Genomic DNA, 15,752 nt, shown 5'->3' on the forward strand with positions numbered 1-15,752 from the left:
TTGTGAAGATTCGTGGGCTCATAAACGCTAGGTTAGTATAGGTCTGGGGGGGTTGCAAGGGGCTCAAGTACGGGTTTCCTCATTTTGTACTGATAGATTCCACCACAATCCAGCAACGGCGATCGCGAGAGAGGATAGGGCCGGCGTGTCCACGAGCGATCCGACCAACATGACGGACGCAAAGCCGCCCAACCCGCAGAGAACGCTAAAATGTTCGGGCGAGAGACGTCGCCGCATGTGCCAGGCATCGCTCAGGAACACAATCTGGACGACGATAATGCTGGTCAATCCTACGATTCCGTGCTCGTACAACCAGTGAAGGCAGGCGTTCTTGACACGCCAAATCAGGTGATTGTCGGACGTGAACACCCAACCCGCTGCACCTGCAGAGTGCGCCAGATTTCCCACACGGGGCTGTTCTGAGTAAACAAACTGAGGTTGGCCAAGTACGAGACTGCCTTGGTCAACCGAAAACCAACAAGCTTGAGGCCGCAGCCTGGACAACAGCCCTGTAGAATTTGCTAGTGAAGGTGAGTCAAACGGAATCGTTTGACGTTCGTGGTCGATGCCCGGCACGATTCGCATGTCGCCGACGTTACCATCGTAAGACTGAAGCAAATCTTTGTAGCAGCGCCCGTAGCTCAACGTTTGGGAAGCCGACGTTTTGTTGCCTAGATTTGAAATTTGAACTTCGCATTGAATGTCGCCGGCGTCCAAAATTCGGGCACGAGTGTTTCGATGCCATCCAGCGGCTAGCCCGGCTATTGCATGTCGGCCGGACCAAGGTCGATCGAACAGTGCCGTAGCTGTGCAAACCAATCCAACTGGAAGGCACTCTGTCATCGCTAGCGGTTTCCAAAATCTCAACCGAAGTTCCGGCGCCAAATTGGTTTGCTGGATACGGCCTACACTATGCTTCTTTGGTTCTTGAGTTGGCTAACGTCATATGGTTTGCGTCAAATTGGAATAGTCGGGCAATAAACAATCCAACTACTACTCCAAGCAAGCGTGCGATCGCATCAAGCACGCTAGGGTCATGTTGAAGTGAGAGGAATTGCATCGCTTCTGTACCAACACAGATTATTACTGAAGCAATGCAGGCCCCGACCCAAAGTGCCTTCGTGTAAGTCTTTGATTGGCTGACAACCCATCCCATCGATCCTCCCAGCGCGATAGACCAAAGGAAGGAGCGAAATAGATTCGAAACCATCAGCATTGAGTTGCCCTCAAGCCAGTTGCTCGATTCGAATCGTTGGAGATTCATTCGCAGCTCGGAGGACGTGGTCGCTAAATCGAATGGCGCCAAAGCTACGGCGATATACGCCACGGTCAACAAGAGAGCGCATAGCGTTGGCACAAGTCCGGCGAGCGATCCTGATTCAAAGTGATCAGGAGCTTCTGAGACTCGCGCGAACAGCCAAACGCCGATCAAGGCCCCCGCGGCGGATCCGATTGCGTCATCCAAAGCAGCCACACGAGATTCGACAAAGATCTGCAGGAATTCCAGTGATACGACCACCGCGACTGCGACTGAAATCGCTGCGAGCCAGTTTTTACTCCTGCTAATGTTTAGAAAGAATTGGGCCACTAGCCAACCAATGGGGACTGCGGCAACTGAGCTAACTGCCAAGGTATAGGTCACCTGCCAAGGATCAAATTCCGCGAATGCGGTCATGGATATCATGCCCGTACGCCACTTGGCCGCTAACTCCGACAACGAAACTGGCGCGAACGGTATGAGCATCCACAAGCAGTACCCAGCAGCATACAGTTGTAACAACGCGGTCGCTTTGGATTGTGCTTCTTGAAATGATGACGTCATGACATCCAGACGCCCTCGTATCCAATCGCCGGCGAACCAAGCGATCAACGAACCCAGCAGCCCGCCCATGACCTGGGCCACCGTGTCGTTCATCGACGACGTGCGGCCGACGATTCTGCATTGCCCAAGTTCAACGACAAGCGAGATCGCGACGATGACTATCAATACGATCAGGACCGAAGGCATGCGTATCGTGTGAAAGCGTTTCAGTTTTGCGATCGCCATCACACCAAGAAATCCAAGTGGAACCCCGGCAAATAGGTTCACCGCTAGGTCACTGACCGATTGTCCTTTTGCTGAACCGTTGGCAAGCCATGTTTTCCAAGCGTCACCCACCGTGTCGGGACCAACTCGGAACGGATGCCAAGAGCCATACGTGAGCATCAACGCCCAAGCAACAAACAGCAAAGCACAAGCTCTTTGACAAGTCATCGCATCTCAAGCGATTGCTCGCTCTCCAGAGATTGCTGCCGCCCATAACCGCGATACATTCCCCAGCCGGCCAGGATTAGGGTCATGAAGGCAAAGTGCACGACGCAAAAACGAACCACGACTTGATTGTCAGATTGATAGTCCGAGCGTTCTGGGCTGAGCAGAAACTGAATCGCAGAAAATGTTTTCCCGTACTTTTCGATGTGCGAATCGGTTGCGACATTCACAAGGATCCAGCCTATCAGCAAACTCGCAACGATCGTGATCGAAATCGTGCTGAATTGATTGAGCGATGGATGTCCGTCGAACACACGAATCGACCGAGCAACGGTCCAGCCCATTGCTGCGAGCCAAAGAGGAATACCAAACGCGCGAATGTCTTTGCCCCCGTTCTCGAGTAGTTCAGTCAAGTTGTCAGTGCATGCATGCAAAACGACAACTGAATACGAAACGATCAGTCCTCCAATTGCACAAGCCAATGTGAGCCAACATTTCTGAAGCATTCCCCAATTCATCCTGCCCATTAGAATCCCTATTGCCTGAGCCCAAAGCGCGCCAAGGACCAGTGCGATGAATCGCAACCAGCGTTCAGTCGTTTCTCCGATCTCCAGTACCGGCGTTCCTACCACGTCATCGATCGATTCAATCGGTGCAACGAAGTGGATGATGATGAATACCACTGTCGCAACTGCAAACGTGCAAAGGACATTGCACGCGAAATCGGGGACGCTGTTCCGGATCCACAGATCTGCTGTCCACCAGGGATGAGCGGCGAGAAGCACGAAGCAAACGGCCAGTCCAAGGGAAGCCAGGATCGCGTTCTCAGCGAACAATTCTCGCACGTTGTAGGGTAACTGGGGGAGACGTCCAATTGCAAACATAAGGCATGCGATGACGAGCGTGAACGCGATCATCCCTAATGACCGATGCAGGTACTTAGGCGATTGCGTGGTCACCGTCTTTAACAGCCGAACGAAAGAACAGCTCAGACTTTTTCTCCCAGCTTTCTAACGAGAGTCGGTCCTGTCGTCGCTGTGTGTAGCGATCGTCCACGTCTCCGCCCGCGTCCAGAACTGATTTAACCGATGCGATGAATGCCGATTCGTCATCCACCATTTCCAAACAATCACTCCATTCCCTGACGGCTGGCAACGAACTCGCGACCACCGGTAATCCGGTCGCCAAGTATTCTTTTAGCTTCAGCGGTTGCATGGCCCGCGTTACCGGCAAGTCGGCATAGGGCATGATCAAGATCGCCGCCCGTTTTGCCAATGCGGGCAACGATTCAAACGGAACTGCTCCTGTCAACGAGATACGTTGATGATGATGCAGCCGAGGATCTGGATCCTGTTGTGGCCCCGCCAACACAATCGTGCCCGCCGACATGGAATCCGCCAATGCGAGCACCCAATCGGCATTCAACCTGCGATCAACAACACCCCAAAAAAGAACGAACGGAGCAGCGTCAGCGGCGACTTGCGGGTGATCAACCAGAGGATCGTTTTCGCTGTTTTGCAGTGGTTGATTCCAAAAATCTAGATCGACTCCATGCGTGAGGACTTCGGCGTGGTGCCCTCGTGACGCGATCCCGGCGGCGAGCGTGTCACTGGCCGCGACGATCACATCCATCTTCGGTAGCAATGCATTTTCCATTTGGCCCAGCATTTGACTATCAAGCCCCGGCCAAACAGAGAAGTCATCCACGCAGTAGTAGACCCACCGCTTCGCGGGCAGATGTCCGACCAGATCGGCAACGATCGGAATCGTCGTGATCACCACCGCGTCTTGGGCCGCCGCGAACAATTGCCGAGTCAGTAATTGCTGGTTAAGCCAGCGATCGTGGCCACGGGTCATCCAAGGCCACATCTTTGCATCGATCACCGATAAACCCGCCGGCAAATCCGTAGCCCCTTGGGCCGATTCGTCGGTCGGTGGCCGTTTCAGCCACCCCGCAATCTTACCTGCACCGCGTTGAAGCGTTAGCCAATCCAAGCGAGGCGGTCGCATCCCGATGGTATTGACCCAAGTCGTCGGCACTTCCGGCAACAAACGCCGCACCAAGTGCTGACAACTACTCGGATGCCGTCCCCAGTCATCAGAAAAAACGAGCAGTCGATCTGATTTGTTGTCATTTGCGTTGTGCGATTGCCCAGAATCCTTCATCAATAAATGTTTTTCAGCAGAGTTCGGTTGAGATGTTGCAGAGTAATTCACATCACACCCAATTTTGCAACGCTGCCGAGGATCTTCGCAAAACGATCTATGTCGGCTCGTGTGTTATAGATCTGTAAGCTTGCTCGGACAGAAGGCCGCAATCCGAGAGTCTGATGCAGCGGCTGGGCGCAGTGGAAGCCTGCACGAACGAAAACTTCGTCCCGTTGCGCCAAAATTCTCGCGATCGCCGAGGCTTCCAATCCTTCGACAGAAAAGCTCGCGAGCGGTCCACGGGATTGGCCGCGCGAAGGCCCGACGATCTTTACACCGGGGACTGATTCAAGTCGGTCAATCAAGTAGGAGCTGAGCTCGCTCAAATGCTGCTTCAACGTTGCGGTGCCGATTTGTTGGAGATAATCAATGGCGGCACCCCAACCGATCACGCTCTCGATAGGCGGTGTCCCCGCTTCGTATCGCTGCGGGGCTTTTTGAATTGTCCAACTATCCGGAAAAACGTGGTCTACCATGTGGCCACCAAGCAGCATGGGCTTGAGTTCTTCATGCAGTTCTCGCTTTACATAGAGTGCACCGCAGCCACTCGGCCCTAACATCTTGTGCCCGCTACAAGCCAGGAAATCGATACCTAAGTTTCGCACATTGGGTGGATCATGAGATGCCGTTTGTGCTGCATCGATCAGCACGCGAGCCCCATATCGATGAACCAGCGGAACCAACCGCTCCAAATCTACGGCAGCGGCAAGAACATTGCTCATCTGCGTGACAGCGACTAAGTCGATGCCTGTCTTAAGACTGTGTTCGAGTCCTTCCCAGTCCAGCGTTCCCGTCGAGTCGACGTGAATCACGTCGCAGCGTTCCAGGTCCATCCAAGGCACAAAATTGCTGTGGTGTTCCATCAGCGTTGTTGCGACACGGCGAAGTCCCTGCCATCCATGACGCACTAGGTTGATCGCCTCGGTCGTGCCATGGGTCAGAACAATCTCATCGGTGTCGGCGCCGAACCAGCGTGCCAATCGCTCACGCGTTCCCTCAAAGCGATCCGTAGCATCGATACTTCTTGTGTGGAACGCACGATGTACCGATGAAGTGCCGTTTTCTAAGAACCAACGTACCGCGTCAACGACCGTGTTGGGCTTGAGCGTTGTCGCCGCGCTGTCAAGGTACACCATCGGTTTCGGACGGGATGACAGCGCCGGAAAATCGTCGGAGTAATCGTGATCTAATTCCAAGGTTGTCGTATCCTGCGGTGATATGTTCACGGAGGCGAGAAGCCGCTGCTTACGATCTGCTCGGCGCGTTGCTGATCGAGATCACCTCGAACGTACCGAAACTTCCCGCCGGACTCAGGCTGAAGCGTTGATGCGACACGCAGTTCGATTTTCGCGTCTTGACCAATCCAAGATGAAAACTCATCACAAAGTTTCGGTTGGTCTAGCGTCTGTTTCGGATCTTCTACGACCGTCAGCTCATAGCGTTGATTTCCAATTGCTGTGAGTTGCCCAGAATCCACACCTGGAAAATCCTCCAAGAAATCTACAATGTCGTCGGTGGTTCGCCAGCGTGATTGCCCATCGACGATGGTGTCGAAAGCCCGCCCTTTGACCTTGATACGCGGTGCTGTTCGACCGCATTGGCAGGTCTCGGCGGTCATCGTTCCAACGTCGCCAATCTTATAGCGGATCAAAGGCATCGTGGTGTTTACAAGGTCGGTTACCACGATCCAGCCAAGCTTTCCATCAGGCATACGTTTGCCCTCTGCGTCAACGACTTCAACGAAAAACAGATCGTCAAAGACATGAAGGCCATCGTGTTGATCGCATTCGCAGGCGATGGATCCGAACTCGGCACTACCGTAATCATCCCAGTAGGTTCCGCCAAACGATTGCTCCAGCACGGCACGCTGACTAGGCGTTACGCGACTACCCATCGTCTTAATCACAGGAATGGACAAAGGTTGAACGTTGTTGTCTCGAATGTGTTTGGCGATTGCCACGAGGTAGGTCGCGAGCGCCTTGAGAACATACGGGCGGTCTCGTCGAAGTCGCTTAACGTACTCATCCAGGACATGGTTGGGCGGGTGTGAGCCGAAGCGTCCGAATCCCGGATACATTTTTCGGTTTAATATCCAATGACGCTCAACGAGCCCCCGCAATTCACGAACAGATTTGGCATCCAATAGTCTACGGTTCCGGAACATTTCCCAGGCCTGCGACAGCACCCCCTCGTCCCGTTCGCCTTCATCTCCACACACCACGTCACAGATTTCCGGCGGGATCTCGACCATTGGCATGCCTGGTTGATATCCACCTGAGAGGCGAAGTGATCTTAGCTGAGCCGCTCGCACGGCATCACGCTTTGCAAATCCTTGAACAGTGATCAGTCGCTGTGCGGTGCCCCGTGTTGACATCAATCGCCAATCCGAAGAATCGCTGCCGTCAGTGATTCGATCGGGGAAGTTGGTTTCAACATCGTCTTTGGTCGTCAATGGGAATTGAGTCAGACAATCGAAAAGCGAAAGGCCATCACGATTTATGGCTCCTTCGTCTTTCGTCGGAATGTTTCCCAAACGGCTTGCATAGAATGGAACCTTGGTTCTAGCTTGCTTTATGAGCGCTCGAAACCGCCGAACTGCAACCTCACTCGCATCCTTAGGCGGAACCGCTGTTTGAACACAGTCACTCCGTGTGAGTAAGCAGCCAAACGAAAGACAGGCTCGCACAACGAAACAGCGTGAAACGGTTATAAGGTTAGTAAAATGTCGATGTGAGGACTTGCTCATATTTCACCAACATCAAGAACTGGATTGAACTAACTAACGAGAGCTGGTCGGTGGAGCAAACAAGATGAGCCGTCGCACGATACTAGAGAGGTGATTAGGGTTTGGACAGCTACGAACGGTGTTTTCACGCGTTTGACACGCCCGGCGGTCGACGCACGAAGGCCATGATGTTCTTGTAGTGCTCGTCACGAACATCCTTGAGAAGATTGGTATCTCGCTCAGCGTATTCGAATCCCCGGTTCTTCAACTTTTCGATCCAGTAGGCGGGTTCTTGCTCATTGAGATGTCCCATTCCGCCTTGACCGGGACGGGCTGCCGTCATGAGGATGCGGTTGCCGTGATTAACCAACGTGTCCACGAAGATGTTTGCTGCTTGTGGGGGTAAATGTTCTGCCACTTCGAAACTGTAAACTACATCGAACTTTCGCCCTAAATCGATCGGGTTGGTCAGGTCGTGGCAAAAAAGTTTTTCTGGTTGATTCGCGTGATCAATCGCTAGTTGAGACCCTTCAAGGCCAACCAAGTCCGTTAAACCAAGGGACAAAAGGTGATCAATCGCCTTTCCTGTCCCGCACCCAACATCTAATACGCTGTTTGGTTTCCAGATTGCCATCATTTCATCAAGCATTCTTGCTGGGCAATGCGAGGCGAAAGCCAAATCTTGAGGGCGGCGGAAGATGGAGTTGCCCCTCAAATGCATGCGCAACGACTCGATGTCGGTTGGGACATCCTTCACTGTCGCGACGGGAGAGTTGAAGAATCGTCGCGCGAGCCGAGCTATTTTTCCAATTAGCAACCACATGCAATCTTCTCATGGATAAGGTGAACGAAACGCAGAAGCAACGGATTGCAGTCTAGTTCCCTTTCATTTGCCTCACCACCCGATAGAGACGACGAAACAACGCATTGTTAAACGCTCAGCAGTGTGCAGTCCGCTCATACGCATCAATCGACGTCCCAAGGCCTCCGTAATGGAAATGCACTGGCATTCGTTGGGTTCTTGCGCTCTGGAAGTTGCCTGTTCTTGACGACCGATTGTCAAGAACAATCATCGCGGCGGTCTTCATGCATTACGACAAATGCATCGATTTCCGCATCGCTGGCCGACTTCACCTTGCTCCTTCTCTGAGAATTCCTTCGAGCGAGCTTTTCTAGTCGAACTGAGCCTGAAAGAAGATATTTTTGGGATCGAGTTGTTCGTGAACTGGCACTGCGCGTCGGTCTGCTTTTGTCTCGTGTATGGCGTGTCCTTCTGCCGTAGGTTGTTGCAGTCGGTCCATGCCAGTTGCAGCGAGTTTACCACTTCGTGCCAGCGATGTGTCGCAGTCTAGCTGCGACATGCATCAATGCCTCCGCCCATCTGGAAAAGCACCGAATATTGTGCGGCGACGGATGTCTTTCGTGAATCGTTCAAGCATGTTGTTGCTGCGAATTCGAGTCGTGTGCTATTGAGTGGATGAGGTGACACGGGTTATTAGCGAACCTCGGTGATTGCCTTTGACACGGCAAACAGACTCGCCAAGCAGGTATTTCTCCAAGTGAGTATCCTCAACGCGCGACTCACGCCGTTCGTAACGTTCGATGATTCGAGTCTCAAAGGGAAGCTTGCGAAGTCGTGGCACTTTCAGGACAACCTTGCCGGTCTTGGTCTCCAAATTGCGTCCAATCGAGACAGCACTCGCCCCAATATTCAGAATCTTGACGCGACCAGTCGCCTCGGAACGAAGACGCCGTCATTCAGCCATTGAATCCCCCGTTCTGATAAGGCAACGATTGACTGTTCTGAAAAGGATTCCGTCCACCAATAGTAGCTCGGGATTGATTCAAGTTGCGAATTGACTAGTGCTGAAACCTGAGACTCTGCAAGGTGTCGAAAATCCGCATAATGAAGAGTCTGGATTTGCGTCTCAGTTAGCGATAGGATCTGCATCTCAGTCAGCAGGCTGATAATTCCGGGATTCGAAACCTGGAGGTTCCTGACCTGATCTATTTCGAGTGCTGCTCGCGCTTGAGGAGAAAGCTCGCTGAACCAATACTGATTGGGGATCGAGGCAAGCTGGGTTGGCGTCAACAACTTAATCTGCGATGACGAAAGCGGAACAAAATTTTGGTAGCGAAGTGATTGGATTTGTGCTTCGGTCAGCCACGAAATCTGAGTACGCGTGAGATAAGTGATCATGCCCGCTGCGTCTACCATGAGATTCTGCACTTGAGGTGGCGTAAGCTGTTCCCGAACCCCGGCGGGGATCCGGCTGAGCCAGTATGCACTAGGAATATCTGAGAATCGCACTGGATGGATTAGTTTAATTTGGTTCTCATCAAGAACAGGGAAGTCATAAAAACTCACTGAACGAATCTGTTCGAAGGTGAGCCATTGACGCTGTTTCTCCGTCAGCAAATGAAGCGTGCCGCGCGAAGCAACGTTGAGACGCTGCACCTGCTCCAACGACAGATTCGCGCGGGCCGCCGCAGAAATCGTCCCAAACCAATAAGCATTTGGAATCGACTCAATCTGCCCCGCGGTCAAGAACGCGACATCGGTTGGAGCTAAGGTTCCGAATTCTCGAAATGTCAGTTGCTCGACGCGGTCTTCGGGAGTGGGCTCCGGGATTGGTGGCGATACGCTACTCGTATGGCTCAGTCGGCCTGCCAGAAGCCAATCGGGACGAAAGGCGTCTGGAGGCATGAGCCTGCCAAGTGTTGGCCGTTTGCCGGCATCTAAGAGATCTTGGTTGGTCACCCCTTCGCCGGGATACCCAAACAGTTTGTCGTTGGGCACGACGTAGTCGGGGTGCTGCTCTTCAAAGTAAGCATCTACCCCATTTATAACGATCCGCTGCGAGTGATCGCCTCTGAAAAGCTGTGAGCGTTGCTGTAGATCCCATTCAAGCTTGATTGAGTCAACTATTCCATCGATAACAGATATCGTATCGTGCCTTCCGTCACCATTCTTGATTAGCAATCCGACGTCATTGTCCCGAAATACCACGTCTGCCAAGCGTGACTTTACTATGGCATCTTTTTGGCCTGTTGGTCGAAGGATTGTACCTATCGCGAAGCCAGAAACCGTCACCTTTGAAAGGTCGAGATCGCCGCGATTCGCCGCGCCTTGATGCGAGATTCCGACTGAACCCTCGTTGATATCCGGATTCGCGAAGAAAGATGAGTCCGAAATCAATTTAGCATTGCTCGTATAAAAATCAGCGAAGGCGAATTCGGAAGTGTTCCAGCTCGTCAATCCGACGAACTCATTCGTTGTCTGAAGGCTCCAGATGTCAAAACCTCGTTTTCCGCCAGCCGCGATATTGTTCTCGAACGCAGCAAACTGCAGGTGAGCCCGAAGCGTATCCTGCGTATAAATCTCGTATTGGGTTGGGTCGCTCAGAGCCGCTGCGACCACCTTCGGTACCTTAAGCCGCTTGTTAGGATCGGACCCATCGCCAAACTGAAAAAGAGCGTATTGACTGAACGCATTCCCCTCGGATACGTTTCCACGCACCACAGTCTGGCTCGCCCCGTGCAACCAAATGCCGGCCCCCTCGAATGCGAATTCGGACGGCGTCGCCTTGCGCCCGTCAATCGATTCGCCGGATCCGTTCGACGCGCCGGCGTAATTGTCTTCGATCACGACGCCCGTTTCGTTGCCGTCTTCGGTAACAATTCCCGCGCCAACTGCCTGCCAAACGGCATTGTTCGTGACGTCAATAAAATGGGTTCCGTGTATGCCAATTCCCCATTTCGGCGAGCCGTTTATGGCGGTACCACGAACTTCCGATATTCCGGATGTTCCCACGTGGTGAAAATGGATCGCGTATCGCCCGACCTGGTTAGTGCCAATATGTTCGATTTGGCCTCCTGTTACTTGACCACTGTCAAGTACATCGACGGTGGTTCTTCCGAAACCGTCAATTTGCGCGCCCACAATGCTCATTTCGGCACCTTGAAATCCGATCAGATGGCCCCGGGTGCCATCAGGGTTTTCGGATCTAAGCAATACATCTCTGGTCAAATTCGTAACGTGAGGGAAGTTTCCAGCCAACCCAATATGATCATGTTCAAGCCCTTCTGAGATCCGAATTAAATTTCCCTCGATATCGACGATCTGCATCGTTTCGTGCCAGTAGCCGCCCTTTGGGCGTAGCCTATATCGATCGGGGTGTGAGGTGTTCAGGATGGGTTCATATTGAAGATCTTGCCGCGCTAGTTGCCTTGTATCAGCAATCGCAATCACATCTCCGATCTCCCAATCATCTGGAACGTTTTGAAAGACTAATGTACTTGTGTTCGCGTATGCGTCTTCTGCGAGTCTTGCGTAGGCAGTCTTCTCCGTCCCGTTAACGTCGAGTTCGCCAGCGACTAAGATCCCATTTCCCATTTGATGAGGATCGTCCGAAGTATCGATCTCGACGTCGGCGATCGTTACGACCGCGCCCGGGTTGAGTTCCAGTCGTCCACCCGGAGCCACGAAGATTGTCTGCCCAAAAAGCTCCCCTTCAACGACAACTTCTCCTTCGATTCTTAGTTCTGTGAAATCATAAGTTTCACCGGCCTCGACGCGGAGGATTTCGCCTACCTCAACAATTTCGTCATCGATAACTGGCATGACGTCGCCCGCCATGCCAATGGGGACAAACATCATCGCCCGCCGTTCCAGACGCTCGATACAATTAATGTGCGTTGGCCGTGTTCTGAGGATTTTCATTGGTCGGGTCATGCTGAGATGAGAGAAGAGAGGTCGAGAACAGGTTGCGAGATTAGTGGCGATCGATTAGTACTGAAACAAGTCGAGACTGTCGCTTCCAAGGACCGATACACTCGCAGTTTAAGCTATACCACCAAAGTGTATCGATCATCGAGATTTTTGGTCCCCTCAACTTTCAAAAAGACTCGATGGTTGTCAGCATGTATTGTCACAGGTAAGCGGGCACGACAAAAAGCTCAGCGTCGATCTTACAATGCACCGATCGCGGCCTTGACTTCGGCACAAGGTGAGGTCTTTCCAACTAGAAATGAGAAAAGGTTGGGCAGGTGAGGACCGAAAACAAACCGCTTGCTGAGTTCGTTTCCCGTCGCGTCTGACAATAGTGAACGACGCGAAATCTGACTTATCTTGTCCTGCAATATCTCTCGCTGTTGCCGAAGCTTTGTAAGTGTATGTTCTCTAATTTTTTCCGCCTGCCAAGTTCGTTTCGAAATGGATGAAACGGCATTTAAAACGGAAGACGAGTCAGCCTCGGCGATAACATGATTGTCAGGATCGAACCAGAAGTCACGCCCACCCGTTGACTTAGTTGAAACGATTGGTTTACCACATAACAAGTACTCGGTTGTCGCGAACATTCCACCCTCCTTCTTTGACAAGGCAAGGCAACAAGCTGAACGACAAATCTCTCTTGCTACATCGTCCTTGCTAAGATACTCGGGATTAGCCTCCGCATGCGAACACCCCCAGTCGTCGAGTCTATCGAGAGCCTGGACGCTAGCGGTAATGATTCGTAACCGGGGAACTTTTGACGCCAACCAGACACGTTTGTAGTTGTGCAATCCTGCCGTATAGAGAGCATCATAAACTTGCTTTTCTGCTCGCGGACGAAATAGTGTCTCGTCACAAAAAAGATTGTGATGGCAAAACGAAGCATTCAGTCCGAGCAGACGAAGCGCTCGCTCCTCTGCTGGTGCGTTGCATAACCAATACACCTTGTGCGGACGGGATTTCCACGTCGCTTTGAACGCGGAAATTGCACCTCGGGCATCGCCCGCGTACCACATAGGGAAAACCAAGAAATGAGCTTTCATTCCCGCTTCGGATGCATTAGCCGCAGCGACTTCAAGATAGTTGTTCGCTACACAGAAAACTGGAGGCTCCGTAGAGACTACATAGACACCAGACATCAACATTCAGCGAGACTCCACGGTAAATGTGATCAAAGAATAGACGAGTAAAAAACAGAGTGTTACAATCAATCCGCCCCCGAAACTCAAGGCAATGAGTTTTGCGCGACGCAAAGCGATCTGTCTCTGAGGGGTGAATGCCTGCTTTGGAGGATGCGAAACCAATCTCGCAGTTGGCAACCTCTTGGAGGCACGATGGCTTCGGAACCAGGACCATTGCCAACCGAATTGAGCGATTAAGATGACGGGACGGCAAAGTGTCCGCGAAGGCATCGTGTGCAATGTCGAACAAACATAATTAAAAAAGAAATCAGATTTCTTCCTCAACGCTGAGTGGCGTTCCGAATCGTCTTGGTTAAGCCAAGCAGCGTATTCCAAAATGTGCCACTTCCGCATGTCTTGTGCAGCCCAAGTCTCGCTGGGATACTGCAGTCGGTCCGCATTGCTCAGCGTAGGAACTTCGTGATTGGTCATCCACAACGCGTAGTGGTTTAATGAGTCCACTGCAAAGGCATATGACGAGTCGTTCTCCCCAATTGCCGCTTTGAGATCGATATATCGCGTGAGCGCCTGTAAGAACATCGTGTAGAACCATCGTAACTCCGCATTAAGCAGATCCAACTTTTCGATGTTATCTTCCGGATGTATCACACGCATGATGAGTTTTCGTGCATAGTCGAGGTACTTTTGATCTTGAGTTAACTCGTACCCGGTCATCAACGCGTGTAGTGAATTCGCGGAGGCGCGGCCGGGACCGTGATATCCCGCACCACTCTCAATCGAGAGTCCCGTCTCTGACCTTGAGAGCCAACGGAAAACTGTTTTTGTGCCATCCTCGATTCGCATCACGTAGTCGGCGGCATTGATTGCCGCGTCTCGATACTGTAGCTCACCGGTCAGAAAGTACGCATACATCCAGCCAGTCGGGTAATTCTGCGAAGCCGACGGGCCTCCACCGACTCCATAGTTCTGTGCGAGCTTCTTACCCGTGCTTCCCAACTCCTTGAGATCCTTACCACCTTTCATCCCCGAAGTCTTCAAATGACGTGGGTAGCTACGGTGCGTTCCCGTGTCGGCATCGGCATAGTGGTAGGTGTGCCAGAACAATCCGCCGTTATAGAGGTTCTTGTCTTCATCGGTGTGATACGTGTCGATATCCCATGCATGATCTGCCATTGCAACCATCTGATCGAACCAGCGTGAATCGCCAGTACGCATGAAGTGGATCGCGAATGCCCACGTGCAGTCGTACTGATTGTTGTAGTGCGAAATCATTGGGCCCTCGCCCTCGTGGTAGATGGCTTCGTGGTCGCCATAGATATCGCCGTAATGCCGCCATCCGTACTCGTCGATGAGTTCGCGTTTTGCAAAAAAACTATCCGGTCCGACGATCGCTGAATCGACCAGATCGTGATAATTCGTGTTGGGGTCGTCACTGCGCGATGTCAAAAATGGAATAGCTTGTGACCTCACGTAATCTCCTGGTGATAGCGATGGCCTGCAAGAACTCGTGTACCAATCAAGTGGACCATCCGTCGCTTTGCCTTCTCCGACGAAGATTGCGAACTCATGAGTTTTTTGCTCGCCGCCCTGCAGTTCGTGAAGAGAACCGGACTCCTCGGGAAATAATCCCAATTGCAGCGAATTGTCGTTCACTCGAATACACTTTGGGAAATTCTCCCAAAAGGCTCGCATTGCGATCGCAACGGTCGAGTCGCCCACAGAACGAACGACCTGTGGTTTCGCACGAAGTCCTGCTTGACGATTTTCACCGATGTTCGCGCGGTAGCCACGAAACGCAAGTGGAATCTCGCGATCCTTGTTGAGATGATTCCGGGAATGCCAGTTTGCACCCCCGCTTGACGCTTGAAACAGATTCAGGGTCGATTCGCCCTGAAGTTTTTTGCCGTCGCCACAATCCAAACGGATCATGGGTTCTTCTTTGGAGTGCTCCTGTGTTGGAAGTGAAAGAACGAACGAAAGGTCTCGCAGTAAAAGCGAGCCTGCGTTCCCGAGATCCCAGTTTCCGTCAGGATGCCCCGCCGGTCGCGGGTTCTGAACCGTCACCCGGAAGACCGCTGTGGATAGATCTGGGTAAACGCTGACAAACAGTCGAACCAACAATGGAAGTTCGATACCCGTGTCGCTGCGCATCCCAGTTGAAAGCAAAAGTTGCTTGCAAATCGGTCCGTCATCTAATACTTCAAACGAGCCCCCCGCTGCTTCGTAGACGTTGTTCCTCGAGTCGACCGAGCGGAATCTAACGCTATGCTCGACCCCTCCTAATCGAATCGCTAGTCCGTGTTCCCCGCATGACTCGATAGAAAACTGAGTAATAGGAGGGTCTTGAGACATCGGCATTGCAGCGACAAGCTCTGTCGAGTCCTGCCATTGATCTTCGTCGGGGGGAACGGTCCAAACAATGGAACACCACTGAATGGATCCGTCTGGCCACCGTTGAAGCACTTTGACCTGCGTGCGTAAATTGTTAGCGCCTACACGAATACCCACTTGATTCGCGTGACTAACGCTTCCGCTCGCGAATGGGACGCTCATCCGGAACAGACGGGTGGCTTTGCAAGCAGCCGTTTCCGATGCCTCGAAGACGACACGCATTGGGGCAAAGTCTGCCGGAGTGTGTTTTTCGACACTCAC

At 52.3% G+C, this 15,752-nt stretch carries 12 protein-coding genes and 1 pseudogene; all 13 read right to left on the reverse strand.

The window, feature by feature from the left end; translation table 11 throughout:
• Nucleotides 1-63: 63 nt before the first annotated feature.
• Nucleotides 64-843: a hypothetical protein gene (locus Pla22_RS11095; protein WP_146514671.1), complete on the reverse strand. Its 780-nt coding sequence runs from the start codon at nucleotides 841-843 to the stop codon at nucleotides 64-66.
• A 67-nt stretch (nucleotides 844-910) separates the two neighbouring features.
• On the reverse strand, nucleotides 911-2,254 hold the full coding sequence (locus Pla22_RS11100; protein WP_146514672.1) for a VanZ family protein: 1,344 nt from the start codon (nucleotides 2,252-2,254) through the stop codon (nucleotides 911-913).
• Nucleotides 2,251-3,210: a hypothetical protein gene (locus Pla22_RS11105; RefSeq protein WP_146514673.1), complete on the reverse strand. Its 960-nt coding sequence runs from the start codon at nucleotides 3,208-3,210 to the stop codon at nucleotides 2,251-2,253. The genes Pla22_RS11100 and Pla22_RS11105 overlap by 4 nt, the downstream gene beginning before the upstream one ends.
• On the reverse strand, nucleotides 3,191-4,417 hold the full coding sequence (locus Pla22_RS11110; protein WP_242632046.1) for a glycosyltransferase: 1,227 nt from the start codon (nucleotides 4,415-4,417) through the stop codon (nucleotides 3,191-3,193). Before Pla22_RS11110 ends, Pla22_RS11105 begins: the two co-directional genes overlap by 20 nt.
• A gap of 47 nt (nucleotides 4,418-4,464) precedes the next feature.
• Nucleotides 4,465-5,655 (reverse strand): aminotransferase class V-fold PLP-dependent enzyme, encoded by a 1,191-nt coding sequence (locus Pla22_RS11115; RefSeq protein WP_146514675.1) that lies wholly within the window; start codon nucleotides 5,653-5,655, stop codon nucleotides 4,465-4,467.
• Between the two features lie 26 nt (nucleotides 5,656-5,681).
• Nucleotides 5,682-6,992: a phenylacetate--CoA ligase family protein gene (locus Pla22_RS11120; protein ID WP_146514676.1), complete on the reverse strand. Its 1,311-nt coding sequence runs from the start codon at nucleotides 6,990-6,992 to the stop codon at nucleotides 5,682-5,684.
• A gap of 337 nt (nucleotides 6,993-7,329) precedes the next feature.
• Nucleotides 7,330-8,007: a methyltransferase domain-containing protein gene (locus Pla22_RS11125; RefSeq protein ID WP_146514677.1), complete on the reverse strand. Its 678-nt coding sequence runs from the start codon at nucleotides 8,005-8,007 to the stop codon at nucleotides 7,330-7,332.
• A gap of 349 nt (nucleotides 8,008-8,356) precedes the next feature.
• Entirely contained in the window at nucleotides 8,357-8,545 is a 189-nt protein-coding gene (locus Pla22_RS11130) for a hypothetical protein (protein WP_146514678.1), read from the reverse strand.
• A pseudogene (locus Pla22_RS26040) lies at nucleotides 8,502-8,650 on the reverse strand (IS256 family transposase); the annotation flags it as partial. The gene Pla22_RS11130 and the pseudogene Pla22_RS26040, both read right to left, overlap by 44 nt.
• On the reverse strand, nucleotides 8,651-8,860 hold the full coding sequence (locus Pla22_RS11135) for a transposase (RefSeq protein WP_165440599.1): 210 nt from the start codon (nucleotides 8,858-8,860) through the stop codon (nucleotides 8,651-8,653).
• A 35-nt stretch (nucleotides 8,861-8,895) separates the two neighbouring features.
• Entirely contained in the window at nucleotides 8,896-11,844 is a 2,949-nt protein-coding gene (locus tag Pla22_RS11140) for a right-handed parallel beta-helix repeat-containing protein (protein ID WP_165440600.1), read from the reverse strand.
• 311 nt (nucleotides 11,845-12,155) lie between these two features.
• The gene (locus tag Pla22_RS11145) at nucleotides 12,156-13,103 is read right to left on the reverse strand and encodes a glycosyltransferase (protein ID WP_146514680.1); all 948 of its coding nucleotides are present in this window, start codon (nucleotides 13,101-13,103) and stop codon (nucleotides 12,156-12,158) included.
• Nucleotides 13,104-15,752 carry a hypothetical protein gene (locus Pla22_RS11150; RefSeq protein ID WP_207310333.1) on the reverse strand — a complete coding sequence of 883 codons (2,649 nt, stop codon included), beginning with the start codon at nucleotides 15,750-15,752 and terminating at the stop codon, nucleotides 13,104-13,106.

The organism is Rubripirellula amarantea, assembly GCF_007859865.1.
Taxonomy (GTDB): Bacteria; Planctomycetota; Planctomycetia; order Pirellulales; family Pirellulaceae; genus Rubripirellula; species Rubripirellula amarantea.